Below are 24,427 nucleotides of genomic sequence, written 5' to 3'. Positions count from 1 at the left end.
GAGGTGACGGGCTTTCAGCTGTGGGCGATTCCGCTCAGAGCGTGCGGCTGTTCCCATTCCGGCCGCCCGGAGGCAGGGTGGTCGGCATGAGGCTGCTACTGCTGGGTGGAACGAAGTTCGTCGGCCGCGCCGTCGCGGCGGAGGCGCTCGCACGGGGCTGGGAGGTGACGGCCTTCCACCGGGGGTCGCAGGCGGCGCCGGAGGGGGTGGCGAGCCTGCACGGTGACCGGACCGCCGAGGGCGGGCTGGCCGCGCTGGCCGAGGGGGAGTGGGACGCGGTGGTGGACACCTGGTCCTGGGCGCCCGTCGCGGTGCGCGACACCGCGCGGCTGCTGTCCGGCCGGGTCGGCCACTACGCGTACGTGTCGAGCCGGTCGGTGTACGACTCCCCGGTCGCCGCCGGGGCGGACGAGGACGCCCCGGTGGTCGCGGCCTCGCCGGACGCCGACGGCGAGGTGCCGTACGCGGAGGCGAAGCGCGGCGGCGAACTCGCCGTGCTCGCGGAGTTCGGCGAGCGTGCGCTGCTGGCCCGCGCCGGGCTGATCCTCGGCCCGTACGAGAACATCGGCCGGCTGCCCTGGTGGCTGGACCGGATCGCGCGCGGCGGCCCGGTGCTCGCCCCCGGCCCGCGCGACCTGCGCCTTCAGTACATCGACGCGCGCGACCTCGCCGGCTGGACGCTGGACGCCGTCGCGGCGGGCCTCGGCGGCCCGTACAACCTGGTCAGCGAGGCCGGGCACGCCACGATGGGGGAGCTGCTGGAGGCCTGCGTCCGGACCACCGGCTCCGACGCCGAGCTGCGCTGGACCGACCCCGAGCGGATCCTGGCGGCCGGCGTCGAGCCGTGGACCGAGCTGCCGATCTGGCTGCCGCCGGGCGAACTGTGCGACTTCCTGCACGGGGCGGACGTCGGCCGTGCGGTGGCCGCGGGGCTGCGCTGCCGGCCGGTCGCCGAGACGGTCGAGTCCACCTGGTCCTGGCTGCGCTCGATCGGCGGTACCGCCCCGCAGCGGGCCGACCGCCCGGCGGTCGGTCTCGACCCGGTGCGCGAGGCGCGGCTGCTCCAGGGCTGACCCGGCCGGCCGGGCTGTGAGGCTCGGGCGTGACGGCCGGGGCGTGAGGCTCAGCCCCGGCCGTCGATCAGTTCGCCGTACGCCTGGACCAGGTCCGGCAGCCGCAGCGTCGCCAGGTCCTCCCGGCCCGGCGGCTCACGCAGCATCGAGAGCCGCAGGTCCCGGTAGGCGCAGGACTTCTCGTAGAGGGTGCGGATGAACCGGCCGTTGCCCAGGTCGTCGATCCAGCCCTCACGGACCACATGGGTGCAGATGCTCGCCAGTTCCTCGCCCGCGTCCTCGTCCCAGCCGTCGCCGTCCCGGTCGGCGAGGGCCGCGCCGATCGCGGTCAGCTCGCCGGGGCGGTAGCTGGGGAAGTCGACCCGGGTGGTGAAGCGGGAGTTGAGGCCGGGGTTGGTGGCCAGCAGCCGGTTCATGCCCTCCGGGTAGCCGGCCAGGATCACCACCAGCCGGTCGCGGTTGTCCTCGGCCCGCTTCAGCAGCACCTGCAGCGCCTCGTCGCCGTACGCGTCGCCCTTGCTGTAGCCGGAGTTGGAGAGGCTGTACGCCTCGTCGATGAACAGCACACCGTCCAGTGCGGAGTCGATCAGCTCGTTCGCCTTGACCGCGGTCTGACCGAGGAACTCTCCGACCAGGTCAGCCCGTTGGGCCTCGACCAGATGGTCCCCGGAGAGCAGCCCGAGGGCGTGGAAGACCCGCCCGAGGATGCGGGCCACCGTGGTCTTGCCGGTGCCGGAGGGGCCGGAGAAGACGAAGTGGCGCTTCGGGGGCTGCACCGGCAGGCCCTGTTCGGTCCGCAGCCGGGACATCCGCAACTGCGCGGAGAGCGCCCGGACCTGCCGCTTCACCGGCTCCAGGCCGACCATCCGGGAGAGTTCGGCCAGTGCGGCGTCCAACTCCCGCTCGTCGCCGCCGCGTTCGGCGGTGAAGGGGCTCGCCGTCCGGGGCGCCGCCGCCCCGCCAGGTGCCGCCGCCGGACCGGTACCGGCCCCCGGCGGGGCGGCGGCGGGCGGGAGCGGCGAGCCGGAGCGTTCACCGGCCGCCAGCGGCGGGGCCCCGGCGCCCTGGTCGGCGCCCGCCTCCGCCGTGTCGCCCGGCCCGCCGGGCTCACCGGCGCCGCCGCTCCCGACGGGTGCCGCCGTTCCGTCCGGCGGCACCGGAACGGCCGACCCGGCAGCCGCCTCCGCCTCCGGTTCCTCCGGCGCCTGCGCCGGCCCGCCGAACTCCGCCGGGTACGACCCGACCCCGAAGTCCGCCCCGAAGTCGGCCGCGTCCACTCCTGCGGCCTCCAGCCCCGTACCGTCCAACTCCGCGTCGTCGAAGGCCTCGCCCGGCCTCCCGGTCTCCCGGCCGGCCGCACCGGCGGCGTCCAGCAGCGCGTCGACCACACCGTCCTCGGCCGAGATCGCCGCCAGCCGGGCCGCGGTGTCCATGAACGCCGGATCGGCCCGGTGCACCGCCCGGTAGAGCGGCAGCGCCGCAGCGCTGCGCCCCGCCCCCTCGTACGAGCGCGCCAGCCAGTACCGCAACTCCTTGCGCTGCGGCTGCTCGGAGCGGCAGCGGGCGAGCGAGGCCGCCAGCGGTGCCTGCGCCTGCGCGCACATGTCCAGCCGGACCCGCGCCATGCCCGCGAACAGTCCGGCCTCGATGCCGAGCAGCGGGTCGTCCAGCAGCCGGTCGGTGTCCCGGATCAACTGCTCCCAGTCCTTGAGCAGATAGGACCGGCAGGCGTACAGGAAGCGTGCCGACGGATCCTCGGCGGGCGCCGGACACTGCTCCAACGCCCGCTCCAGCTCGGCGAGATGGCGGCCGTCCAGCCAGTGCGAGGCATGGGCGAGGGTGAGGTCGCGGGTGTTCTCCAGCACCGGCTGCACCCACCAGCCCAGCCAGTACCAGGAACTGAGCGGGCGTTGGTGGCGTCGGCGCTGCTCACCGAAACGTTTCTGGTGCCGGTACATCGCGAGCAGCGCGCCGGAGGTGTCGCTGCGCAGCGCGTGCAGGCCGAGCCAGGCGTCGGCCATCCCCGGGTCCAGCCGGACGGCCACCCGGAACTCCTCCTCCGCGCGGGCGTACGCGCCCGCCGTGTAGGCGTCCATGGCACGCAGCCAGGCGCGGTCGGCGAGCCGGTTCGGGCCCGGGCCGCCCGCGTTGTTGCCGTCGGAACTGTCCACCGTCGTCACTCACGCCCCCCGCGGTGTGCCTCGGGGCTCGGCCGGCGGGTCGGGTGCGGAGAGCCGGCCCGAGGTCGACAGCCCCGGGGCGCATATGCGCCTCCAGGAATCGTACCGGCGCGACGCTGATCCGGAAGGGTGTCGCACCGGGTCAAATGTGATCGGGGGTGCGGTCGTTGGGCGATCACGGAGGCCGCGGGGGCCGGCCCGGGGCGGCCGAGGGCCGGGTGGGGGGAGGGGCCGAACGGCATCCCCGGCTCACGGGGGAACAAGCCGGGGATACCGCGTCCGGTGTTGCGCGATCAAGAAGTCCGGCAACTGGGGAGAACGTAAGTCCTGGCGATACCGCAGGTCAAGGGGTTGTTGAAGGTTCACCGACGGTGCCCGGCGCGATCCGGCCGGTCACCCCGTCGACCCTCGTCCCGGCGTACGGGCGGCTCGGATCGGCGGCGAAATGCGCGGATTCGGCCCGGGCCCAGCCCGCCCAGAACTCCGCCAGCGCCGGGCCGTCGCGCTCCTCCCCGCGGCGCCGGGCGTCCTCGGCGGCCAGCTCCATCCAGATCACCCGGGCCAGCCACGGCCGCACCCCGCGCCGCCCGGCGCCGACCCCCTCGACCAGGACCACCGGGGCGACGGGCGCCACGGCCGTCCCGGCGAACCGGCGCAGCGTCCAGTCGTACACCTGGTACGCGGCGTCCCGCCCGGCGGCCAGCGGCTCCAGCACCTGGCCGCGCAGCCGCCCGGTCCAGCCGAACGGCTCGGCGTGCGTGGCCAGATCGTCCAGATGGACCACCGGCGCGCCCCCCAGCGCCCCGGCCAGCCGGCCCGCGAAGGTCGTCTTGCCGGAACCCGCGTGCCCGTCCACCGCGACCAGCCGCACCGGCCCGCAGGACGGCGGAAGCGCGCGCAGCTCCCGGGCGAGCGCGCCCAGGGCGTCGTCGGCGGCGAGGGCGGTCCTGCCCGGCAGCGGGGGGTGAGGGGTCACGGAAGCAGCCACAACGGCAACCCTACGGCGGCTCGCACTCCAGTACGGACAGTGATTCTCCGCAGGTCGTGACGGCAGCGCCCCGATCGGGCATACTCACTTCGCCACGCATGTGAACGGCCGTTCACCGTAACCCGGTGCCGGTCGGGCCGACCTGCCACACCCGCGTCGGGCCCGCCACGCCTGGGCCCGGTGCCCGATCGAGGAGGCGACCAACCGCCATGACCCCCGCCCCTGCGAAAGCCGTGGACCGCCAGCTGCCGAGCGAGGAGGCCCGGGAACTCCTGAGCCTCACCCGGGACCTGGTCCAGCGCGAGATCCAGCCGCGCGCGGCGGAGGACGAGGCCGCCGACCGCTTCCCGCGCGAGGTGTTCCGGACCCTCGGCGCGGCCGGCCTGCTCTCCCTCCCGTACGAGGAGCGGTACGGCGGCGGCGAGCAGCCCTACGAGGTCTACCTGCAGGTCCTGGAGGAGCTGGCGGCCGGCTGGCTGGCCATCGGCCTCGGCGTCAGCGTGCACACCCTCTCCTGCCACGCCCTCGCCACCTTCGGCACCGAGGAGCAGCGCGCCGCCTGGCTGCCCGGCATGCTCTCCGGCGAGCAGCTCGGCGCCTACTGCCTCTCCGAGCCGCAGTCCGGCTCGGACGCCGCCGCGCTGCGCACCCGCGCCGACCTGGACGGCGAGGAGTACGTGGTCAGCGGCACCAAGGCGTGGATCACCCACGGCGGGCAGGCCGACTTCTACAGCGCCATGGTCCGCACCGGCGAGCAGGGCCCGCACGGCATCAGCTGCCTGCTGGTGCCCGGCACGGCGGACGGCCTCTCGGCCGCCCCGCCGGAGCACAAGATGGGCATGCGGTCCTCGCCGACCGCGCAGCTGCACTTCGACGGGGTCCGGGTCGACCGCGAGCGGCTGGTCGGCACCGAGGGCCAGGGCTTCCAGATCGCGCTCGCCGCGCTGGACTCCGGCCGCCTCGGCATCGCCGCCTGCGCGATCGGGGTCGCCCAGGCGGCCCTCGACCTCGCGGTGGAGTACGCGGGCACCCGCAAGCAGTTCGGCCGGCCGATCGCCGAGTTCCAGGGCCTGTCGTTCATGCTCGCCGACATGGCCACCCAGATCGAGGCCGGCCGCTCGCTCTACCTGACCGCCGCCCGCCGCCGCGATGCCGGGCTGCCGTTCTCCAAGGAGGCGGCGATGGCCAAGCTGTTCTGCACCGACACCGCGATGCGGGTGACCACCGACGCCGTCCAGGTGCTCGGCGGCTACGGCTACACCCAGGACTTCCCGGCCGAGCGCTACATGCGCGAGGCCAAGGTGCTGCAGATCGTCGAGGGCACCAACCAGATCCAGCGCCTGGTCATCGGCCGCCACCTGACCAAGGACTGACCTCCGGGGGCGGCCTCCGGGCGGCCCCCGGGAAACGGCCTCCGGGCGTCACTCCAGGGTGCGGAGCGACGCCCGGAGGCGTAGGGCGGGCCCGGGGCCGGGCCGGACGGTCACCCCGCCTGCACGGGGTGGCCGTCCGTCGACTGCGCGGTGGGACCGCGGGGTCAGCGCCGGACGAGCCGGCCGCGCTGCTCCGGGATGGCCGGGGCGGGCACCGTCCGCACCGGGCGGTGGGCCACGGCGTGCGAGAACGGCTGGGTGCGCCAGTCGAGTTCGGAGGGCAGCGTCAGCAGCGCCTCCAGGCTGTCGGCGTCGGCGTCCGCCGTCGGCTCGACCTCCGCCAGGTCGTCCGCCGACGTGCCGGAACCGGGGCAGAGGGCGGGGGAGAAGGGGTGCCAGGCGGTCGGCAGCACCGCGTGCTGCGGGAGCCGCTCCTCGTCGCCCACCAGGGCGATCGGGCGCCGGCACTCGGGGCAGTGGACCCGGAAGATCTCCCAGGTCTCGCCCTCACCGGGGTCGACCCCCGGCGCAGGGCCGTGGGCGACCGCGAGATCCTCGCGGCCGGTCATATCGTGGGCGTCGTCGGCGCTCAGCGAACGCTGGTCAGTTGCAGGCATGGTGATCCCCCTCGGATCGGGCCCGGCGTGGTCGCCCGGGGCCACAACCAGCACTTCCCTGCGACACGGACTCATAACCCTGCGGCCTGTTGCACTGTGATGCACCAGGTGTGTCCTTGGCCACATTCGTCCGGCATGTGCCCGGTCGGCACCCCGCACCACCGCCGGTGACACCGGGTGCGCCCATCGCGGCGCCCCGCGCGCCCCCGACCCGGTAGGTTTGCGCCTTGTGGAGGATCTCGACCAACGCATCGTCCAGCTGCTCCTTGAGGACGGCCGGATGAGCTACACGGACCTGGGCAAGGCCACCGGCCTGTCCACCTCGGCGGTGCACCAGCGTGTGCGGCGCCTGGAACAGCGCGGGGTGATCCGCGGCTACACCGCGATCATCGACCCCGACGCCGTCGATCTGGCGCTGACCGCGTTCATCTCGGTCAAACCCTTCGATCCCAGCGCCCCCGACGACACACCGGAACGCCTCGCCGGCCTGCCCGAGATCGAGGCCTGCCACAGCGTCGCCGGGGACGAGAACTACATCCTCAAGGTCCGCGTCGGCGCCCCCGGCGACCTGGAGGACCTGCTCGCGCGCATCCGCAGCGCGGCCGGTGTCTCCACCCGCACCACCGTCGTCCTCTCCACCCCCTACGAGGCGCGCCCCCCGAAGTTCTGACCGCACGGCCCCGGCCGGCTCCGACGGTGCGGCCCGGCCGGGCACCCCGAAACGCTCCGACCACGAACCCGTGGGCCCCCGGCCCGAGGACGGGCGGGCGGGAAGGTGCAGACTTAGCCGCATGACCGAACGCACCCCCCGGACCGTCCTGCTGCGCGGCGGCGCCGTCTACAGCCCCGCCGACCCCTTCGCGACCGCGATGCTCGTCGAGGGCGAGCACGTCGCCTGGGTCGGCAGCGACGGCGCCGCCGAGGCGTACACCGACGTCGCGGACGAGATCGTCGAGCTGGACGGCGCACTGGTCACCCCCGCCTTCGCCGACGCCCATGTGCACGCCACCTCCACCGGTCTGGCGCTCACCGGCCTCGACCTCACCGGCAGCCCCTCGCTCGCCGCCGCGCTCGACGCCGTCGCAGCCTTCACGGCCGACCGGCCGGAGGCCGGCGGGGTGCTCATCGGCCACGGCTGGGACGAGACCGGCTGGCCCGAGGGCCGCCCGCCGACCCTCGCCGAACTCGACGCGGCAGCCGGGGGCGCCGCCGTCTACCTCTCCCGGACCGACGTGCACTCCGCGCTCGCCACCACCGCGCTGCGCGCGCTCACCGACGGCCTGGCCGGGCGGCCCGGCTTCGCCGCCGAGGGCCCGCTCACCCGGGACGCCCACCACGCCGTCCGGCAGACCGCGCTCGCCCACCTCACCCCCGAACAGCGCCGCCGCGCCCAGCGCGCCACGCTCGCCCGCGCCGCCGAACTCGGCATCGGCTCGCTGCACGAGTGCGCCGGCCCGGAGATCTCCTCCGAAACCGACCTGGCCGCCCTGCTCGCCCTCGCCGCCGACGGCGACACCCCCGAAGTCTTCGGCTACTGGGGCGAGTTGGGCGGTGTCGAGACCGCCCGCCGGCTCGGCGCCGTCGGCGCCGGCGGCGACCTCTTCGTCGACGGCGCGCTCGGCTCGCACACCGCCTGCCTGCACAGCCCGTACGCCGACGCCGACCACACCGGCACCTCCTACCTCAGCGCCGAGCAGGTCGCCGACCACGTCGCCGCCTGCACCGAGGCGGGCCTCCAGGCCGGCTTCCACGCCATCGGCGACGCCGCCGTCGCCGCCGTCGTCGAGGGCGTCCGGGCGGCCGGCGAGCGGGTGGGCGCCGACCGGGTCAAGGCGCGGCGCCACCGCGTCGAGCACGCCGAGGCCCTGGACGAGACCTCCATCGCCGCCTTCGCCGAACTCGGCCTCACCGCCTCCGTCCAGCCCGCCTTCGACGCCGCCTGGGGCGGCCCCGACGGGATGTACGTCCAGCGGCTCGGCGCCGAGCGCGCCGCCGCGCTCAACCCCTTCGCCGCCCTGCTGCGGACCGGCGTCCCGCTCGCCTTCGGCTCGGACGCCCCCGTCACCCCGCTCGACCCCTGGGGCACCGTCCGCGCGGCCGCCTTCCACCGCACCCCCGAGCACCGGATCTCGGTCCGCGCCGCCTTCACCGCGCACACCCGCGGCGGCTGGCGGGCGCTCGGCCGGGACCAGGACGGCGTCCTCGTCCCGGGGGCGGTCGCCAGCTACGCGATCTGGGCCGCCGACGACCTGGTCGTCCAGGCCCCCGACTCCCGGGTGGCCGGCTGGTCCACCGACCCGCGCTCCGGCACCCCCGGCCTGCCCGACCTCACCCCGGGCCGTCCGCTCCCGGCCTGCCTGCGCACCGTCGTCCGCGGCCGGACCGTCCACCTGGCCACCGGGGCCTAGGGTCTGTCGTCAGACCCTCGCCGGGCGGCCCCGGTCGCTACCACCCTGACCTCACGGTTCCGTGTCCTTCCGGGGTACCTTCTTCGGACAGCGTCCGAACATGCATGCCCCCGGGTCCGCGGGGCGGCTCCCCCAGAGAGATGGTGCGCCGGTGGCCATGCCCGTCACCCAGGAGCGGTCCGGGACCGCGCCCCAGTCGCCCGACCAGGCCCCCCGGCCCGGCCGGGCGGCCCGCGCCCTCGCCAAGGTCCGCGCCGGGCTGCCCCGCACCGGCCTGGCCGTGCTGGGCGGGCTGCTGCTCGCCCTGGCCTTCCCGCCGTTCGACCTCTGGCCGCTCTCCCTGGTCGGCGTCGCCGCGCTCTCCCTGCTCACCCGGGGCCGCACCGCCCGCCAGGCCGCCTGGACGGGCTTCGCCTTCGGCCTGCCGTTCTTCCTGCTGCTGCTCAGCTGGCTGCGGGTGATCGGCTGGGACGCCACCGTCGGACTGTCCGTCATCGAGGCCCTCTTCCTGGCGGCGCTCGGCTCCGGACTCGCCGTCACCTCCCGCCTGCCCGGCTGGCCGCTCTGGGCCGGCTGCCTCTGGATCACCCAGGAGTGGGCGCGCGACCGGCTCCCGCTCGGCGGCTTCCCCTGGGGCCGGCTGGCCTTCGCCAACACCGCCACCCCCTACACCCCACTCGCCGCGCTCGGCGGGGCCCCGCTGGTGACCTTCGCCGTCGCCCTCAGCGGCGCCCTGCTGGCCTGGGCCGCGCTGCGCCTGCGCGGGCCCCGCAGGGCCCCGAGGGCCGCCGCGCTGGCCGCCCTCGGCGCGGTCGCCGCCCTGCTGGCCGGCTACCTCGTCCCGGTGCCCACCGCGCCCGCCGACACGGTCAAGGTCGCCCTCGTCCAGGGCAACGTGCCCAACCCCGGCATGGACTTCCTCGGCCGCCCGATGATGGTCCTCAACAACCACGCCGCCGCCACCGAGAAGCTCGCCGCCGACATCGAGGCCGGCCGGGTCGAGCGCCCGGACATCGTGATCTGGCCGGAGAACTCCTCCGACCTCGACCCGTTCAGCGACCCGCTCGCCTACCAGCGCATCGACGAGGCCGTGAAGGCGATCGGCGTGCCCACCCTGGTCGGCACCCTGGTCGACGGCCCGGACAGCCGGCACGTTCAGAACGAGGGCATCGTCTGGGACCCGAAGACCGGTCCCGGCGCCTCCTACACCAAGCAGCACCCGGTCCCGTTCGGCGAGTACGTGCCGTTCCGCGACCAGCTCGCCAAGGTGATCACCCGCCTCCAGCGGGTCGCCCGCGACTTCTACCCCGGCGACCACAACGGCGTCATGCAGCTCGGCCCGGCCCGGATCGGCGACGTGATCTGCTTCGAGGTGGCCTACGACGAGATCGTCCGCGACACCGTGGACAAGGGCGCCCGGGTCCTGGTCGTCCAGACCAACAACGCCACCTACGCCAAGACCGGCCAGCCCGAGCAGCAGCTCGCGATGTCCCGGCTGCGCGCCGTCGAGCACGGCCGGGCCGTCCTGATCGCCGCCACCAGCGGCATCAGCGCCGTGATCGCCCCCGACGGCTCGGTGGTCCAGCGCACCGAGGAACTGACCGCCGCCGAGCTGTCGGCCGTCGTCCCGCTGCGCGACGGCACCACGGTCGCCGACCGCGTCGGCGCCGCGCCCGAGTGGACGCTGGCCGTCGCGGGCCTGCTGGCCTGCGGCGCGGCCGTGCTGATCGGCCGCCGTCGGCGCCCCGCCGCCGGAACACCCGCCACCTGAGGATCGTTGCACCAGGTGGTGCCGTAGCCGGCCCGGACCTCCCGTGCGGCGCGCAGAGCACCGCTTGGAGTGGATTCGTACCGTGACCCAGCAAGCTACCCCCGCCCGTCCGGCCCCGCGCGGCAAGCTCCGGCGGGTGCTGCCGCTGCTGATCACCGCCTGGCTGGTGCTGGAGATCTGGCTGCTGGTCCAGGTGGGCTCGCGGCTCGGCGGCCTCACCGTCCTCCTGCTGCTCATAGCCGGCGCCGTGATCGGTGGCTCGCTGATCAAGCGGGCCGGGGCGAAGGCGCTGTCGGCGGCGCTCGAACAGAGCCGTGACCCGAAGCCGCAGCAGGCCCAGACCGGGACGAGCATGACGGTCCTGGCCGGCCTGCTGCTGATCGTCCCGGGCCTCCTCTCGGACGCCCTGGCGCTCACCCTGATCTTCCCGCCCACCCGGGCGCTCTGGCGGGCCGCCGGGCGCCGTTTCGCCGACAAGGCGCTGCGCAGCACCGCGGCCACCGGCGCGGACCCGCTGGCGGACGCCATGCGGCTCCAGGAGCAGCTGCGGATCCACCGGCCGGACGGCAAGGTGATCCAGGGCGAGGTGGTCGAGCCCGGCGCCGGCCCGCAGGGCCCGGACACCACCTACCGGCCCCCGATCAAGGGCTGACCCGGCCGGGGCGGCCCGCGCCGGGCCGCCCCGCCTTCCGGTCCCGTCGCCCCGGCTCCCCGGGCGGGAGCCGGTTTCGGGCAACGCGAAAGGGACCCTGGTGGCCAGGGTCCCTTTTCGCGTGCTCCCGCCGCCGTGGGCGGGAGCGGGGTCAGGCGCTCTTACGGGTGTCCCGCGGGTGTACCGCGAGGTTCATCCCTCCGGAGCGGAGTACGGCCAGCCGCTCGGCCAGCACCTCCTCCAGCTCCTCGCGCGTCCGGCGCTCCATCAGCATGTCCCAATGGGTGCGTGTGGGCTTGGTCTTCTTCTCCTCCGGCTCATCACCGTCGAGAAGTACTGCCTCCTGGCCGCAGAAACGGCATTCCCAGGCCGAGGGGATCTCGGCCTCGACCGAGAAAGGAACCTCGAATCGGTGTCCGTTCTGACATGCGTACTCGACGGTCTGGCGGGGAGCCAGATCGATACCGCGGTCGGTCTCGTAGCTAGTGGCCCCGAGTCGCGTGCCGCGGAGAGCTCGCTCGCTCATGAATCGTGCCTCCCGGGCTTATGGCCCACAGGACTAGTGGTCGCTGTTCTTCGTCGTTCGGTCAACGCTCGGCTTCCGACGAAGATTCCCGTCCCGGGACATGCGTCGTCTGTCGTGCCGTCCCTGTTTGTACCCACCAGCGCCCGATTTGTCACATCTGGCCGGTGATATCACCCCAGGTGTCACCTATTTCACATGCGGTGATCGATCGGGCTTTCCGTGAGGAGCGTACCGGGACGGGATACGACGCCCGTCGCCGCCCCGGCCGAAGGCCGTCCGGACGGCCCCGTTCAGCCGAGCGGGCGGGAGCGCAGGGTGGGGTGCCCCTTGGCGAGGTCGACCGGTCCGGCCTCCGGGTCCGGCTCCACCGGCACCGCCGGGGGCGGCCCGGCCGGGAGCGGCGGCGCCTCGACCGGCGCGGCCGCCTCGGTCCGGGTGTCTCGGTGCGGCAGCAGGGCGATCACCGCCTCGCGCAGCTGCGCCGGGGCGTCCTCGTCCAGTGGGTCGACGGTGGCCGGCACCTGGAGGCGGACCGGTGCGCCGGCGCCGATCCGGGCATAGCCGCGCCCGGCGGGGGCGTGCGCGGCCGGCACGATGTCCAGCGGTGTGCCGAGTGCGGCCTGCCCCTCCGCGGGGCCGGTCGGGCCGAGCGTCACCCGGGCCCGGGTGGTGGCCCGGACGGTCGGGGTGATCCGGTCACGGGCCTCGATGTCGTCGGCGATCACCACGGTGACCCGGGCGGCGCGGCCGTGCCGCAGCGGCAGCTCCAGCAGGTCCTGCGGGTCGGGGCGGCCCTCCGCGTGGGCCAGCTCGCTGAGCTCGGTCGGGTGGTCCAGCAGCAGCCAGAGCGGCCGGGTGATGTCCTCCGGGGGCGCCACCCCGGCGTGCCGGGCGGCGTTCAGCGCGGCGAGCCGGCGCTCGGTCTCCCCGGCGGCCCACTCCAGTGCGGCCAGCGCGCCGTGCAGGCTGGTCTCCACGGTGTGCACACCGGGGCGGTTGACCAGACAGGCGTGCTCGCCGGTCCCGGCGCCGTCGATCACCACCAGGTCCCCGAACGGGAGCGCCTGGAGCGCGACCGAGCGGATCAGGCTGGAGGTGCCGTACCCGGTCACGCCCAGCGCCAGCAGGTGCGGCTCGGCCGAGCGCGGCCCGGTGCGCCAGATCACCGGCGGCTGCTGGACGATCGTCCCGCCCTGGCCGACCGGGATGGTCCGGGCGCTGCCCTCCTCGTCGGTGAAGCCCAGCACGATCTCGCCGGGCGCGGTGACGAACCGCTGGGCCGCGATGTCGGTCGGCAGCGGTGCCAGCGCGGTGATCCGCAGCCGGTTGGACTCCTCGTCCCAGTCGAACCGGTACTCCCGGGCGCGGCCGGCCTTGCCCTGGACGACCTGTTCGATCCGGGTCCGGGCGGCGGGCTCGGTGTCGGTGAAGTAGGCCGGGTAGACCAGCTCCAGCCGGGAGAGCCGGCCGTCGCCGTCGAACTCCCAGGCGCCGAAGACGTCCTGGTAGCGGCCCTCGTGGTGGTAGAGCGGGTTGAGGTCCTCGGGGCCGGTCAGGTACGGCGTGAGCGCGGCGTACAGGGCGCCGAGCTTGAGGTCGGCGGCGTTCGGCTCGGGCGGCCCCGGCGGTCCCTTCGGGGACCGTCCGGCCCAGGCCGCGCTGGCCATCAGTGCCACCAGGGCGAACAGCAGGCCGTGCGGCAGCAGGTAGATGCCGAGCAGCATCGCGGCGGTCAGGAAGAGCGTCGGCCCGCGCCGATCCTTCGGGGTGGCCTGCCAGCGGTCCTTGGCCCAGCCGATGTGGTGGCGCAGCCCGCGTCCGATGACGGTGAGCGGCGCGAACATGTCGGAGGCGTGGTCGCCGGCCGTGCGGGCGAGGTCGAGGCCCTTGCTGAGACGGCGGTTGGGCGGCATTCCTTTGAGCGGCATTCCTTGGCTCCCCGGGCGAGTGGGACGGTCGGGTTCGGGAGTGGTGCGGGGGTCGGCCCGGGTGCGGGGTGCGGCCGGGCCCGGGTGAACGACGGGGCCCGGGGGCGGTGGGATCCGCGCCCGGGCCCGGTCGGGGAGTTGCGGCGGGAATTGTCAGGCAAGCGCTAGAACTTGAGGCCGCCGAGCAGGCTGGCCAGGCTCGCGCCGCCCGCGGTGATGCTCGGCGCGATCGAGGAGCCGGCGACATAGAAGCCGAAGAGGGCGCAGACGACGGCGTGGGAGACCTTTAGTCCGTCCCTGCGGAAGAAGAGAAAGGCGATGGTGCCGAACAGGACGATGCCGGAAATCGAGAGGATCACGATCTGCTCCTCGGGGAGGGGGACAGGGACGGCATGACGGAAAGTGCCACAATCGTGACAAAAAGTAATAGATGATGGAACGGTGCAAATGGGTGGTCTTCTTGGCCAATACCGGCCGGTGAGCCGGGTGGAGGCAGGTGAACCGCCTTGGACGGGGGGCGTCTTGTCGCCCCGGTCCGGCGCGCCGAGGCATTCCCGGCGGGCGGGCGGGAGGCTTCCGGGGGTGCCGGGAAGTCGCCCGAACGGCGGCGTGGCCCGCACTCCCGGGTGCCGCGCGGGGGAATACCGCCGTCCGGCCGCCGGACGCGTGCTGGATCATCCGTGCACCGGGCCGCTACGGTGCGGTACGCGCCACTCACAGCCGCAGCACCCACGACACGAAAGCAGGGTCCGTCATGACCGACGCCACCAGCCGGCCGCCCGCCGACGCCCCGGACGCCGAGGTGATCGAGCTGGCCGGGAAGCTCTTCGACGCCGCCCGGGCCGGGGACACCGCCACCCTCGCCGCCTATGTGGACGCCGGTGCGCCCGCCAACCTCTCCAACGACCGCGGCGACACCCTGCTGATGCTCGCCGCGTACCACGGTCACGCCGCCACCGTCGGCGCGCTGCTGGAGCGCGGGGCCGACCCGAACCGGGCCAACGACCGGGGCCAGACGCCGCTGGCCGGGGCCGTCTTCAAGGGCGCCGACGACGTGCTCACCGTGCTGCTGGACGGCGGCGCCGACCCGAAGGCCGGCAGCCCGTCCGCCGTCGACACCGCCGTGATGTTCGGGAAGCAGGAGCTGGTCGCCCGGTTCGAGGGCCGCTGACCGCAGGTCGTAGGCTTTTCGACCATGGAGAGCACCACGGGCACCGCCGCCGTCCAGCGCGACGACAGGGGCGGCCAGGAAGACAGGGGCGACAGGGCCGGCACCGTCGAGTTCCGGATCACCGGCTACGGCCACCCGGACGCGCAGCGACTGTCGGCGGAGGTGCAGGAGGAGTACGTCCGCCGCTACGGCGAGGGCGACCTCACGGTCCTGCACCCCGACGACTTCGAGCCGCCGGCCGGGCTGTTCCTGATCGCCTACCTGGACGGCGCGCCGGCCGCCTGCGGTGGCTGGCGCGCCAAGCAGGCCGATCCGCACGGGCTGCGGGACGGCGACGCCGAGCTGAAGCGGATGTTCGTCGTCCCCACCGCCCGGGGCCGGGGCCTCGCCCGGGCGGTGCTGCGCCGGCTGGAGCAGACCGCCGTCGAGGCCGGACGCACCCGCTTCGTGCTGGAGACCGGCACCGAGCAGCCCGAGGCGGTCGCGCTGTACGGCTCCGAGGGGTACCGGCCGATCCAGAAGTTCGGCATCTACCGGGAGCACCCGCAGAGCATCTGCCTCGGCAAGGAGTTCGCCGGCCAGGGGCTCGCGGGCGCGGTCACCGTCTGAGTCCACGCCCGCTGGGTAGGCTCCCGGCGGGTCGGCCGGCGGCGGGCCGGCGGACGACGGGGCGGGGGCGCGCATGAACGAGGAACCGCCGGGCGGCGAACCGGGTCCGGCCCCGCTCGCCGTCCTCGCCGCCCCCGGCGGGGAGCTGGACCGGCTGGTGTCGGACGGCCTGCGGACGGTCGGAGCCGGCGCGGTCTGGGCCGTCGGCGACGCGGGCGGTACACGCGGCCGGGGCCGTCGGGGCGTCCTCGGGGAGGGCCGGTACGCCCGGCTGGAGGCGGACCACGACACGCTCTACGACCTCGCCAGCCTCACCAAGATCATCGCGCTCTGGCCCTGCGCCGGCGTTCTCCGGCAGGCCGGGCGCCTCCCGCTGGACCGGCCCCTCGGCGACTACTGGCCGGCGGCCGCCGGCCGGCCGGCCGGCGTGGTGACCGCGCGCCACCTGCTCACCCACACCGCCGGAATGCCGCTGCGCACCAACTTCGAGGCGCTCTACGGCCGCGACCGGGCGGCCGTTCGGGCCGGCGTCCTCGCCGCCCCGCTGCACCGCCCGCCCGGCACCGCCGTCGAGTACACCGACCGCGCCGCCGTCCTGCTCGGCCACCTGGTCGAGCACCTCGGCGGCGCCCCGCTCGGCGAACTCACCGAACGGCAGGTCTGGCGCCCGCTCGGCATGGCCGACACCCGGTTCGGCCCGCTCGCCCCCGACGAGGCCGCCCGCGCCGCGCCCACCGAGTACGACGAGGCGACCGGTGCCCACCTGCGCGGCATCGTCCACGACCCGTCCGCCCGGCTGCTCGGCGGCGTCAGCGGCAACGCCGGAGCCTTCTCCACCGCCCGCGACCTCGAACGCTTCCTCACCGCGCTGCTCGACCCGCCGTCCGCGCTGCCCTGGGTCGCCCCCTGGGCCGCCGAGTCGCTGCGCGAGCAGACCGGCGGTCTCGCCCCCGCCCGCGGCCTCTCCTGGCTCTGTGCCCCCGGCACCGACCCCGCCGAGGGCACCTTCGTCCACTACGGCTTCACCGGCACCGGGATCTGGATCAGCCTCCGGCTCGGCCGCTGGGCGCTGCTGCTCACCAACAAGGTCCACTACAACCGCGAGCTCCAGCCGCTCACCGACCTGCGCAACGCCTTCCGCCGGGCCGTCTTCGGCTGACACCCCACCGAGGGCTCCGCCGCGTCCGGTTGCGTCCGGCGGGATGCGTGGGATGGAGGGCGACGCCTGGGAACTCCTGGGGGAGTTTCACCGATATTCCGCCGCGCCGGTCCGCACGCCGGCTCGCAGTGGCGCGGGGCGGGGTATTCGCCATTGACGCACGCGCCGGTGAGCGGCATGCTGATGCGTGTTATGCGGCTGTTACACCGGCTTACGCTGCGAAATACCGGCAGCGGAATGGCCGTGCGTCGGCACCCCCCAGATATCTGGGGGGTGTTTGTCCCGGCGCCGCCCCGGGGGGAGGGGTTGGTGCCACCCCTGCCCGTCGCGGTGCATCGTCCCTGTTCGGGGGCCAGTTGCGGCCTGGCCCGGCCCCGGCGGGCGCCGCACTGCATTGCGCAGAGAGCGTGCGCTGCGCGGACCTATCCGAGAATGTGGTGATGGCATGGTATTGCAGAATCCGGAGAGCGCCAGACGCGGTGACAGATGGCCGCCGGGCAGGTCGCCGGTGACGCCGGCGGGCCGCCCGCCGCTGGCCTCCGGGGCGGATTCCGAATTCGCCGAGCGGGAATTAGGAATTGTCCTGCGTCGACTGCGGCTGGAGCACGGCCTCTCGATGCGGGCGCTTGCCCGGCGGCTGGGATACAGCGCGCACAGTATGTTCTCGGACATCGAAATGGGTCGGCGGATACCCTCCGAGGCGCTGGTCGGCTCGTACGAGGAGACCTTCGGGCTGCCGCCCGGCTCGCTCCTGGTGGTGCGGCAGCGGGCGATGGCCGGGCGTGCGCGGCGGATGACGGCCGGTGCCGACCCGCGGCCGGCCGGGCCGGGCCAGGGCGGGGCGGGCCAGGGCGGGGCAGGTCAGGGCGGGGCGGACCAGAAGCCGCTCTCCGGCGCCGTGGCGCGGCTGGCGGTCGCCGTGCTGAGCCGCACCCGTAGCGTCGTCGGCCGCTGGATCCCTTAGGTCTTGCCCGGGTGCCGGGCCGCGGGGGTGCGGCCCGGCACCGGCGGTCAGCCCGTCATGGCCGCGCGCCGCGCCAGGCACTCGGCGCGGGCGGCGAGGACGTCCTCGTCCTCCGGAAGGAGTTCGGCGGCGATGTCGAGATCGGCGAGTGCGGCGTCCCACCGGTCGGCCCTCAGCAGGACGAAGGCGCGGTTGTACCGGACGGCCGGATCCTGCGGAGCGAGCTCGACCGCTTGGTGAAGATCCGTCAGGGCCTTTTCCAGGTCGTCGAGTTGGCAGGCCGCAGTAGCCCGGCCGCACAGGGCGGGCAGCAGGTGCGGGTCGGCGGCCAGGGCCCGGTCGAAGGCCTCCCGCGCCGCCTTGTGCTCGTCGCGTTCCGCGTGCACCCGGCCGAGTGCGGCCAGCAGGTGCGGGTTCTGCGGGTCCAGCGCGAGCCCGGCCGCGGCGTCCCGCCCGGCGCCGTCCGGATCGCCGAGGTCGAGCAGGATCCCGGCCCGGTTGACGTAGGCGTCGACGAAGCTCGGGTCCAGCACCAGCACATAGCCGAAGTCGGCGAGGGCGCCCTCGGTGTCGCCGTTCGCGTTCCTGACGTCCCCCCGGTTGTAGTAGACCTCGGGGAACGGCGGGCCGAGGCGCAGCGCCGTCTCGTAGGCGGCGAGCGCGGCCTCGTCGTCGCCCCGCGACCGGAGCAGGTTGCCGAGATCGAAGTGGTACTCCGGATAGTGCGGATCGGCGGCGATCACCGCGCGGAGGTCGTCCAGGGCCTCGTCCAGCCGGCCCAGTCCGCCGAGCACCGTCGCCCGGTTGTGGCGCAGGACGGAGCGGTGCAGGCTGTGCTCGTCGTGGCCGAGGTCGCGGTCGAGCTCGGCGAGGCCGGCCGTGACCAGTTCGAGGGCCGCCTCGGGGCGGCCGAGGTGCGCCTCGATCAGGGCGAGGCCGTTGTTGTGGAAGACGGTGTTGAAGGCGCGCTGGCGGCGGTCGGGCAGGAGCGAGGCGAGGGCGATGGCCTCGTTGATCCAGCCCAGGGCCCGGTCGTGGTCGCGGCGGTCGGGCGCGCGGTGCCTGGTGAACAGCATGGCGGTCGCGTACGCGCACTGGATGTGGACGGCGGGGTTGCGCGACCGGGCCCGGGCCTCGTCGCAGATCGCCTCGGCCTCGTCGGCCCGGCCGAGGGCGGACAGCGAGGTCGGCATCTTGCCGGTGAAGTGCCACCAGGCCTCCGGGTGCCGTTCGGGATCGCAGAGCGCGCGGCCCCGGCGGCACAGGTCGAGGGTGGCGTCGTAGAAGCCGAGCAGCATGCAGGCGTCCATCGCCTCGGCGAGCGCGGGCAGTCCGGTGCCGAGGACGTCACTGCCGTGTTCGCGGTGGTACGGGACGGCGCCCAGTGCCGCCGATCTCTCACCGGCGGCCAGCAGGGCCTCGGCCCGTTGGTCGTGCAGGGCCTGCCGTTCCCCGGCCGGGAGGCGGAGGTAGGCGGCGAGCGCGGCCGGGTCGTCGTCGGTGGCGTCCCCGGCGATGTAACGGGCCGCCGCCGCCCGGCTGTTCGCCTCGTCCGTCTCGTCGTCCGTCTCGTCCGGTACGGCGGGGGCGGCCGCCGGGGCGTCGATCCGCGTGCAGTGGAGCGCCAGGACCAGCGGCAGGTTCTCGCCGGGCGGGGTGCCGGGCTCCACCGCGGGATCGGCCGGCGACGGGTCGAGCAGTGCGGCGGTGCCCCCGGCCAGCACGGTCAGCAGTGCCGGGTCGGTGCGCCGCAGGAGGACGGAGAGGAACTCCAGATCGGTCGGGTCGGCGTGGTCGAGGTCCTCGACGACCAGGGAACGGGTGCCGTACCCCTCGGCGGTGAGCAGCTCGGCCAGGAACTCCTGCAGCCCGTGCGCGATCCGCAGCGTGCGCCGGCGCGAGTAGAAGCGGGTCCGCTCCTGGGGCACGGCCAGCGAGGTGAGGGTCTCCCGGGTGGCGGGCAGCCGGTCGCGCAGCTCCGGTGCCACGGTGAGGAGTTCGACCTCGTGGGCGGTGACCAGCTCAGGCCGCCGCGCCAGCGCGTCCGGCAGCAGCCCCCGGACCAGTGTGCCGGCGGCCGTGTACGGGCCGCGCAGCCTGCGGTGCGCGGAGATCTCCGGCAGCAGGGGCGCCGGGACGCCGAGCCGCTCCCGGGCGGCGGCACGGTCCCGGCGCAGCCGACCGGCCACGAGGACGTGCCGCCCGCCACCCGTCGGCGCGGCGTGGTCGGCGGAGGTGATGGACATGGGCCCTCCAGGGGGGACGTCAGGACGGGAACGGCAGGCCGGCCGCGGTGCGGGCGGTGCGCCGGGTGCGCCGCTCCCGCAGGAACAGCACGGTGGCGAGGGTGAGTTCACCGACGGTCATCAACAGGAACAGGACGCTGTCGGCGAGCCCGGTCCAGCGGTGCGCCGGGTCGCCGGACAGCTGCGTGAGCACCGTCCCGTACGCCTTGGCCACGATCGGGGGCAGGCTGACCGCCATCGTCGCCAGGGCGGCGGTGTAGCCGACGGCCATCAGGACCGAGTACCAGCGGGCCACCGAGCGGTCGCGGGGGTGCCAGCTCTCCGGGGCGTACGGCTCGGGGCGGCCCCGCAGCCGCGCCCACCGGTTCGCCAGCAGCTGCTTGGCCGTCGTCTGCAGGTCGACGCAGCCCAGCACGGTGACCACGAGGTAGTACACATCGGTTCGCAGGAAGAAGAAGCACTGCCACAGCAGCCGCAGCACGGTCGAGTACCCGAGGCCCAGGGCCACGCCGCCGATCAGGGAGAAGCCGCCGTCGGCGGTGCGGGTGGCGGCGGCCAGCAGGGTCAGCGAGGCGAGGACGGCGACGTCGGTGAGCATGCCGGCGAGCATCGGGAGCACCCGTTTGCGGCGTTCCACCGCGACCAGCCCGTCCAGGGCCGTCTGGAAGACCACGAAGTACAGCCGCCGGCCCACGGACAGGGTGGACGGCAGGCCCAGGCGGCGCCCTGCCAGCGCGTGCGCGGCCTCGTGCAGCAGGATCAGTGGCGCCTGGGCGAGGAACATGACCGCGACGAGCACCGACATGTACGGGGTGAAGAACAGGTGCCGGTAGCCGGGGGCCAGGTCGGGGGAGCGGACCACGGCGGTCAACCAGGCCGCCAGCAGCAGGAGATACAGCACCGCGCCGACGCGGGAGAACACCGCCCGCCCGAGCCGCTGCCAGCGCACCGGTGGGCGCGGCGCCGCCGGTTCGCCCGGCGGCCGCAGGAAGCCGAGTTCGCCGAGATCGGCGACGAAGTCGGCGAGGTCGACCGTCTCGCCGTAGGTCTCGGTGTACCACCGCGCGGCCTGCGCGCGGGGCATCCCGTCCACGAGCCGGCGCAGCAGTGCCGCGCCGTCCGCGGGAAGGACCACGAAGGTCCCCTCGTCGAGCCGTCCGACCGTCACCTCGTCGCCGTCCGGCTGGAAGACGAGCTCGTGGAAGGTGAGAGGCCGGTCCGGTTCCGGTGGCTGCCGTACGGCCTGCGGCGGTTGCTGCTCGCCGGGCTCGGCCGTGGCCGGCCTGTCTGGCATGGCTCCTCCAAGCGGATGACCGGGACACCGACCGCAGGACGGCTCGTGGCACGCGGCGGTGGCTCCGGGAGGATCCCCGGGGCCACCGCCGGTCCGAGCCGCTCGCGACTACGCGGGGAGCGGGATCGGGGGCCACGTCGGCCCGCACGGGGCGCCGCCGTAGAGCGCCGCAGCGCTGGTCAGACGGACCGAGCCCGCCTTGCGGATGGCGATCTTCTTCATCCTGGTCACCTCCTCTCGCCGGATGGAGCCCGTCAGCGCCCGGTGCTCGCGATCGAGGCGAGCGCCGGGCGCTGACGGGAACAGGTCATCTCTAGCAGCGGAGGAGGGCTGTACTCGATACCCCGTGAACAAGCCGGGTCCATGTCGAGAACAGCCCCGGTACGACAGGCCGGTGGGGCCGCCGGGGCTCAGAGCAGGGTGCTCCAGTAGTACCAGAAGCGGTTGAGGATCAGCAGGGCGATCACGGCCGCCCAGAGGACCGGGAGCGCCCAGTGGTAGCGGGCGGCCTCGCGGACCACCGGCCGCAGCCGGGGGCCGACCGGGATGACACCGGTGCGCAGGTTGTGCAGCGTCGTGTACCAGAAGAGCGGGATCACGGTGGCCCAGACCACCATGCAGTAGGGGCAGAGCGCCCCGATCCGGTACAGCGCCTGGTCGATCAGCCAGTGCACGAAGAACACCCCGAGCAGGGTGCCCGCGTGCAGACCCAGCCAGAACCAGCGGCGGTAGGCGGCGCCCGCCAGCAGCCCGGCGCCGATCGCCGTCAGCGCGCCGAACGCGGCCAGGCCGAGCAGCGGGTTCGGGAAACCGAAGACCTCGGCCTGTTCGGTGCGCATCACCGAACCACAGCTGATCACCGGGTTGATGTTGCAACTGGGTATGTACGACGGGTTCTCGAGGATGCGGAGCTTGTCGAAGGTCAGGACGGCCGAGGCGGCCAGCCCGGTCAGCCCGCCGATCAGCAGGAACAGGGAGTACACCCGGCCCGCGCCGATCGGCGCGCGGTTCGGCGGGGTGGTGGCGGCCACGGGAGGGGAGGGGTTCACGGTGGTCGGGGCGGTCATGGCAGAGCACTCCGGTAGGTGTGAAGGGGACCGGCCCGGCCGGAGATCGGCCGGGCCGGTGGTGCTCACTGCGCGCCCGTGGCCTGCTTGATCTGGGCCGTGAACTCCTCGGGCGTCACCGCGCGGTTGCCGCTGAACAGCGTGATCGGCTTGCCGTCCAGCTTGACCGTCGGCGTGCCCGTCACCCCGCTGCTGCTGAACGCGTCCGCGACCTTCGTCGCCCACGGCGCGTACGTCCGGTCGTTGACCGCCTTGACGAAGGCGTCCGTCTTCAGCCCCGGCACCTGACCGGCCAGGTCCAGCAGGTGGTTGACGTCGCCGAAGGCGTCCTGGCGCTCGTCCGGCTGGTTGGCGTAGAGCACGTCGTGGAACTGCTTGAACTTGTCCACGCCCTCGTTCAGCGCGGCGCCGGCGGCGGCCAGCGCCGTGCGCGAGCCCTTGCCGCCGAGCGGCTTGTCCAGGAACGCGGCCAGGTGGTACTCGATCTTGACCGTGCCGTCGTCCGCCAGCTTCTTGACGGTGTCGCCGTTGGTCGCCTCGAAGGTCTTGCAGACCGGGCAGCGGAAGTCCTCGAACACCTGCAGCGTGTGCGGGGCGTCGGCCTTGCCGTACACCACCAGGGTGCCGTCCGGGCCGGTGGTGTTGGCGGGCACGACCAGCGCGGTCGGCGCGGCGGGCTCGGCGGCGGAGGACTTGTCGTCACCCGCCGAGCTGATCGCCACCGCCGCCCCGCCCGCTATGGCGAGCACGGCGACGGCCGAGACGGCGACGACGATCAGCCGGCGGCGCTTGGCCGCCTGCTGCTCCTGGCGCTGCGCCTCCTGGATCCGCTCGCGGGCGCTGACGCGCTTGGCCTGCTTGCTGTTCGGGTTCGGCTGCCTGTTGCTGGACTGGGCCATGGTGGGTCAACTCCTGTACGGGGCGCGCGGTGTGCGCGGGGGCGCCGCCTCGGCGCGGCGCGGGGCGCCGGCGGGCACGAGGGGGCTCGGACTGGTCTGCTCGGGCGTGGCACACCGCCTGCGGGGGTGTCCGGGTGCTCCCGGGGCCGCCGTGGCGGCGGGGTCGTCAGCAGGCGGGCGCGAAGGCCGACGGCGGGCCACGCCGGGGCGCCGGGCTGAGCACCACGGCCTCGCGACGCGGCCGCGGCCGGTCCGAGACCGGCAGCGGCACCCGCAGCACCGGCCGGACCGGAGCCGGGGCCAGCAGCAGGAACAGGGCGCGCAGCGGGGCCGCGAGCGACTGGCGCAACGCGCGCAGCGAGCGGGCCAGGCCCGACAGGGCGGCGTCGCCCAGCCGCAGCCAGACGGCGGCGGCCAGCGCGACCAGCAGGTGGACCAGCAGGACGAGCAGCTGGGTGACGGCGGGTGCGAGCGGCCCGGTGTGTCCCAACTGCCCGGAGAACAGCGACCCGTCGACCGAACCGCCGCCGCACACCAGCAGGTTCATACCGCGCGCGGGGGCGTGCTCCGCCCCGAGGGCCGGGCCGCAGCCGGCCTGGCCCAGATTGAAGGTCGTGTTGAGCATCAGCTCGACCGGGACCAGCACGGCCGAGATGTGCACCAGCCGGCGCTCCCGGCCGGCCAGCACGGCCGCGACCAGGAAGACGACCGCGGTCGCGGCCACCACCAGGGTGAGCGGCAGCGGGCGACCGGTGATGACGACCTGCCCCAGCGCGGACAGCGGCACGGCGAACGCGGTGAACACCGCGGCCCGCAGGGCCCTCGTCGCGTGCGTGGAAGTCGTCACGCCCCGGAGTATGCCACGACGTTTACACCCGGGACGAGGGTGCGTCGGCGGTCGTGGTCACAAGCCCGAACAGATTGCCCCTCCGTGGTCGTTCGTTCGCGGGGGAAAGGCGGGGAGTTCACCGGCTGGGTGGGTTTGGGACGGCGAGGACGGCTGAGGCACCGTCAGGGGCTGCCGTCGGCGGCGGGGGCGATTCGACAATCTGGCGATGGACCACACCCTCGCCGCCCCCGGCCAGTGGAACCCGCACCCCGGGCCGCCGTTCAGCCCGAGCCCGCCGACGGTACGTCCGCCGGCGCCTCCTCTGCCGCCCCTGCCGCCCGCCCCGCCGGCGGTCGGTCCGCCCGTGATCGATCCGCCGGTGATCGATCCGCCGGTGGCACCCGATCCGCCGACGGTGCACCCGCCGTGGGAGCACTGTCCGGCGCCTTCGGCCACGCCCTCGCCGGTACCCGCTTCGCCCTCTCCTCCCGTTCCGTCCACTCCTTCCGCTCCGACGAACGCTGGGCCGGACGCTGTGCCGGTCCCGTCCACGCCCCCGTGGTCGTCGCCCGCGCCGTGGCAGGCCGCCCCGTCGGCCCCGGCGGCCGAGAGCGCCGAGCCGGGCCGGGAGCAGCCGGCGCCGCACCGGGCGTCACCGTCGGCCGTGCCGTCG

21 protein-coding genes are annotated in these 24,427 nt (G+C 74.7%); 10 read left to right on the top strand and 11 right to left on the bottom strand.

Annotated elements, in window-relative coordinates; all coding sequences use genetic code 11:
* Nucleotides 1-86 precede the first annotated feature (86 nt).
* Nucleotides 87-1,073 carry an NAD-dependent epimerase/dehydratase family protein gene (locus ACIO5D_RS29380; RefSeq protein ID WP_363605005.1) on the top strand — a complete coding sequence of 329 codons (987 nt, stop codon included), beginning with the start codon at nucleotides 87-89 and terminating at the stop codon, nucleotides 1,071-1,073.
* A gap of 50 nt (nucleotides 1,074-1,123) precedes the next feature.
* Here the strand turns inward: ACIO5D_RS29380 and ACIO5D_RS29375 are convergent, their stop codons facing one another.
* A complete protein-coding gene (locus ACIO5D_RS29375) occupies nucleotides 1,124-3,169 on the bottom strand; it encodes an AAA family ATPase (RefSeq protein WP_400757233.1) in 2,046 nt (681 codons plus the stop codon).
* A gap of 427 nt (nucleotides 3,170-3,596) precedes the next feature.
* Nucleotides 3,597-4,241, bottom strand: a complete 645-nt coding sequence (locus ACIO5D_RS29370) for a uridine kinase (protein WP_400757162.1) — start codon at nucleotides 4,239-4,241, stop codon at nucleotides 3,597-3,599.
* Nucleotides 4,242-4,450: 209 nt separating this feature from the next.
* Between ACIO5D_RS29370 and ACIO5D_RS29365 the strand changes: the two genes are divergently transcribed.
* Entirely contained in the window at nucleotides 4,451-5,614 is a 1,164-nt protein-coding gene (locus tag ACIO5D_RS29365; protein ID WP_363605004.1) for an acyl-CoA dehydrogenase family protein, read from the top strand.
* Nucleotides 5,615-5,778: 164 nt separating this feature from the next.
* On the opposite strand, the gene ACIO5D_RS29360 is transcribed toward ACIO5D_RS29365, so the two are convergent.
* Nucleotides 5,779-6,231, bottom strand: a complete 453-nt coding sequence (locus tag ACIO5D_RS29360) for a hypothetical protein (RefSeq protein ID WP_363605003.1) — start codon at nucleotides 6,229-6,231, stop codon at nucleotides 5,779-5,781.
* 229 nt (nucleotides 6,232-6,460) lie between these two features.
* On the opposite strand from ACIO5D_RS29360, the gene ACIO5D_RS29355 reads away from it, so the two are divergent.
* The 4 genes from ACIO5D_RS29355 (at nucleotide 6,461) to fxsA (ending at nucleotide 11,062) form a co-directional block, all read left to right on the top strand.
* Nucleotides 6,461-6,901, top strand: a complete 441-nt coding sequence (locus tag ACIO5D_RS29355) for an Lrp/AsnC family transcriptional regulator (RefSeq protein WP_363605002.1) — start codon at nucleotides 6,461-6,463, stop codon at nucleotides 6,899-6,901.
* Nucleotides 6,902-7,022: 121 nt separating this feature from the next.
* Entirely contained in the window at nucleotides 7,023-8,639 is a 1,617-nt protein-coding gene (locus ACIO5D_RS29350) for an amidohydrolase (protein ID WP_400798905.1), read from the top strand.
* A gap of 157 nt (nucleotides 8,640-8,796) precedes the next feature.
* Nucleotides 8,797-10,410 carry an apolipoprotein N-acyltransferase gene (gene lnt / locus ACIO5D_RS29345; protein ID WP_363605000.1) on the top strand — a complete coding sequence of 538 codons (1,614 nt, stop codon included), beginning with the start codon at nucleotides 8,797-8,799 and terminating at the stop codon, nucleotides 10,408-10,410.
* An 82-nt stretch (nucleotides 10,411-10,492) separates the two neighbouring features.
* Nucleotides 10,493-11,062: an FxsA family membrane protein gene (fxsA, locus tag ACIO5D_RS29340; RefSeq protein ID WP_400798903.1), complete on the top strand. Its 570-nt coding sequence runs from the start codon at nucleotides 10,493-10,495 to the stop codon at nucleotides 11,060-11,062.
* Nucleotides 11,063-11,213: 151 nt separating this feature from the next.
* Here the strand turns inward: fxsA and ACIO5D_RS29335 are convergent, their stop codons facing one another.
* The 3 genes from ACIO5D_RS29335 to ACIO5D_RS29325 form a co-directional block, all read right to left on the bottom strand.
* Nucleotides 11,214-11,588, bottom strand: a complete 375-nt coding sequence (locus tag ACIO5D_RS29335; RefSeq protein WP_030396357.1) for an RNA polymerase-binding protein RbpA — start codon at nucleotides 11,586-11,588, stop codon at nucleotides 11,214-11,216.
* Nucleotides 11,589-11,878: 290 nt separating this feature from the next.
* The gene (locus tag ACIO5D_RS29330) at nucleotides 11,879-13,516 is read right to left on the bottom strand and encodes a hypothetical protein (RefSeq protein ID WP_400798901.1); all 1,638 of its coding nucleotides are present in this window, start codon (nucleotides 13,514-13,516) and stop codon (nucleotides 11,879-11,881) included.
* Between the two features lie 164 nt (nucleotides 13,517-13,680).
* Entirely contained in the window at nucleotides 13,681-13,875 is a 195-nt protein-coding gene (locus ACIO5D_RS29325) for a hypothetical protein (RefSeq protein ID WP_063346460.1), read from the bottom strand.
* Between the two features lie 395 nt (nucleotides 13,876-14,270).
* Here ACIO5D_RS29325 and ACIO5D_RS29320 point away from each other — a divergent pair, with 395 nt between their 5' ends.
* The 4 genes from ACIO5D_RS29320 (at nucleotide 14,271) to ACIO5D_RS29305 (ending at nucleotide 17,419) form a co-directional block, all read left to right on the top strand.
* Nucleotides 14,271-14,687 carry an ankyrin repeat domain-containing protein gene (locus ACIO5D_RS29320; RefSeq protein WP_363604997.1) on the top strand — a complete coding sequence of 139 codons (417 nt, stop codon included), beginning with the start codon at nucleotides 14,271-14,273 and terminating at the stop codon, nucleotides 14,685-14,687.
* A 24-nt stretch (nucleotides 14,688-14,711) separates the two neighbouring features.
* Nucleotides 14,712-15,296 (top strand): GNAT family N-acetyltransferase, encoded by a 585-nt coding sequence (locus tag ACIO5D_RS29315; protein WP_363604995.1) that lies wholly within the window; start codon nucleotides 14,712-14,714, stop codon nucleotides 15,294-15,296.
* 73 nt (nucleotides 15,297-15,369) lie between these two features.
* On the top strand, nucleotides 15,370-16,455 hold the full coding sequence (locus ACIO5D_RS29310; protein WP_400798897.1) for a serine hydrolase domain-containing protein: 1,086 nt from the start codon (nucleotides 15,370-15,372) through the stop codon (nucleotides 16,453-16,455).
* A 508-nt stretch (nucleotides 16,456-16,963) separates the two neighbouring features.
* Nucleotides 16,964-17,419, top strand: a complete 456-nt coding sequence (locus ACIO5D_RS29305) for a helix-turn-helix domain-containing protein (RefSeq protein ID WP_400798894.1) — start codon at nucleotides 16,964-16,966, stop codon at nucleotides 17,417-17,419.
* 47 nt (nucleotides 17,420-17,466) lie between these two features.
* Here the strand turns inward: ACIO5D_RS29305 and ACIO5D_RS29300 are convergent, their stop codons facing one another.
* The 5 genes from ACIO5D_RS29300 to ACIO5D_RS29280 form a co-directional block, all read right to left on the bottom strand.
* Complete coding sequence (locus tag ACIO5D_RS29300; protein WP_400798892.1) at nucleotides 17,467-19,665, bottom strand: tetratricopeptide repeat protein; 2,199 nt, start codon at nucleotides 19,663-19,665, stop codon at nucleotides 17,467-17,469.
* A gap of 19 nt (nucleotides 19,666-19,684) precedes the next feature.
* The gene (locus ACIO5D_RS29295) at nucleotides 19,685-20,959 is read right to left on the bottom strand and encodes a hypothetical protein (protein ID WP_400798889.1); all 1,275 of its coding nucleotides are present in this window, start codon (nucleotides 20,957-20,959) and stop codon (nucleotides 19,685-19,687) included.
* 410 nt (nucleotides 20,960-21,369) lie between these two features.
* Entirely contained in the window at nucleotides 21,370-22,026 is a 657-nt protein-coding gene (locus ACIO5D_RS29290; RefSeq protein ID WP_400757150.1) for a vitamin K epoxide reductase family protein, read from the bottom strand.
* A 65-nt stretch (nucleotides 22,027-22,091) separates the two neighbouring features.
* Nucleotides 22,092-22,925 (bottom strand): DsbA family protein, encoded by an 834-nt coding sequence (locus ACIO5D_RS29285; RefSeq protein ID WP_400650476.1) that lies wholly within the window; start codon nucleotides 22,923-22,925, stop codon nucleotides 22,092-22,094.
* A 166-nt stretch (nucleotides 22,926-23,091) separates the two neighbouring features.
* Nucleotides 23,092-23,772 carry a hypothetical protein gene (locus ACIO5D_RS29280; RefSeq protein ID WP_363604988.1) on the bottom strand — a complete coding sequence of 227 codons (681 nt, stop codon included), beginning with the start codon at nucleotides 23,770-23,772 and terminating at the stop codon, nucleotides 23,092-23,094.
* Nucleotides 23,773-24,427: the final 655 nt, after the last annotated feature.

This window comes from Kitasatospora sp. NPDC087315 (assembly GCF_044744345.1).
Taxonomy (GTDB): Bacteria; Actinomycetota; Actinomycetes; order Streptomycetales; family Streptomycetaceae; genus Kitasatospora.
The sequence above is the reverse complement of the archived record's forward strand: the minus strand, read 5'-3'. Positions and strand labels throughout refer to the sequence as shown.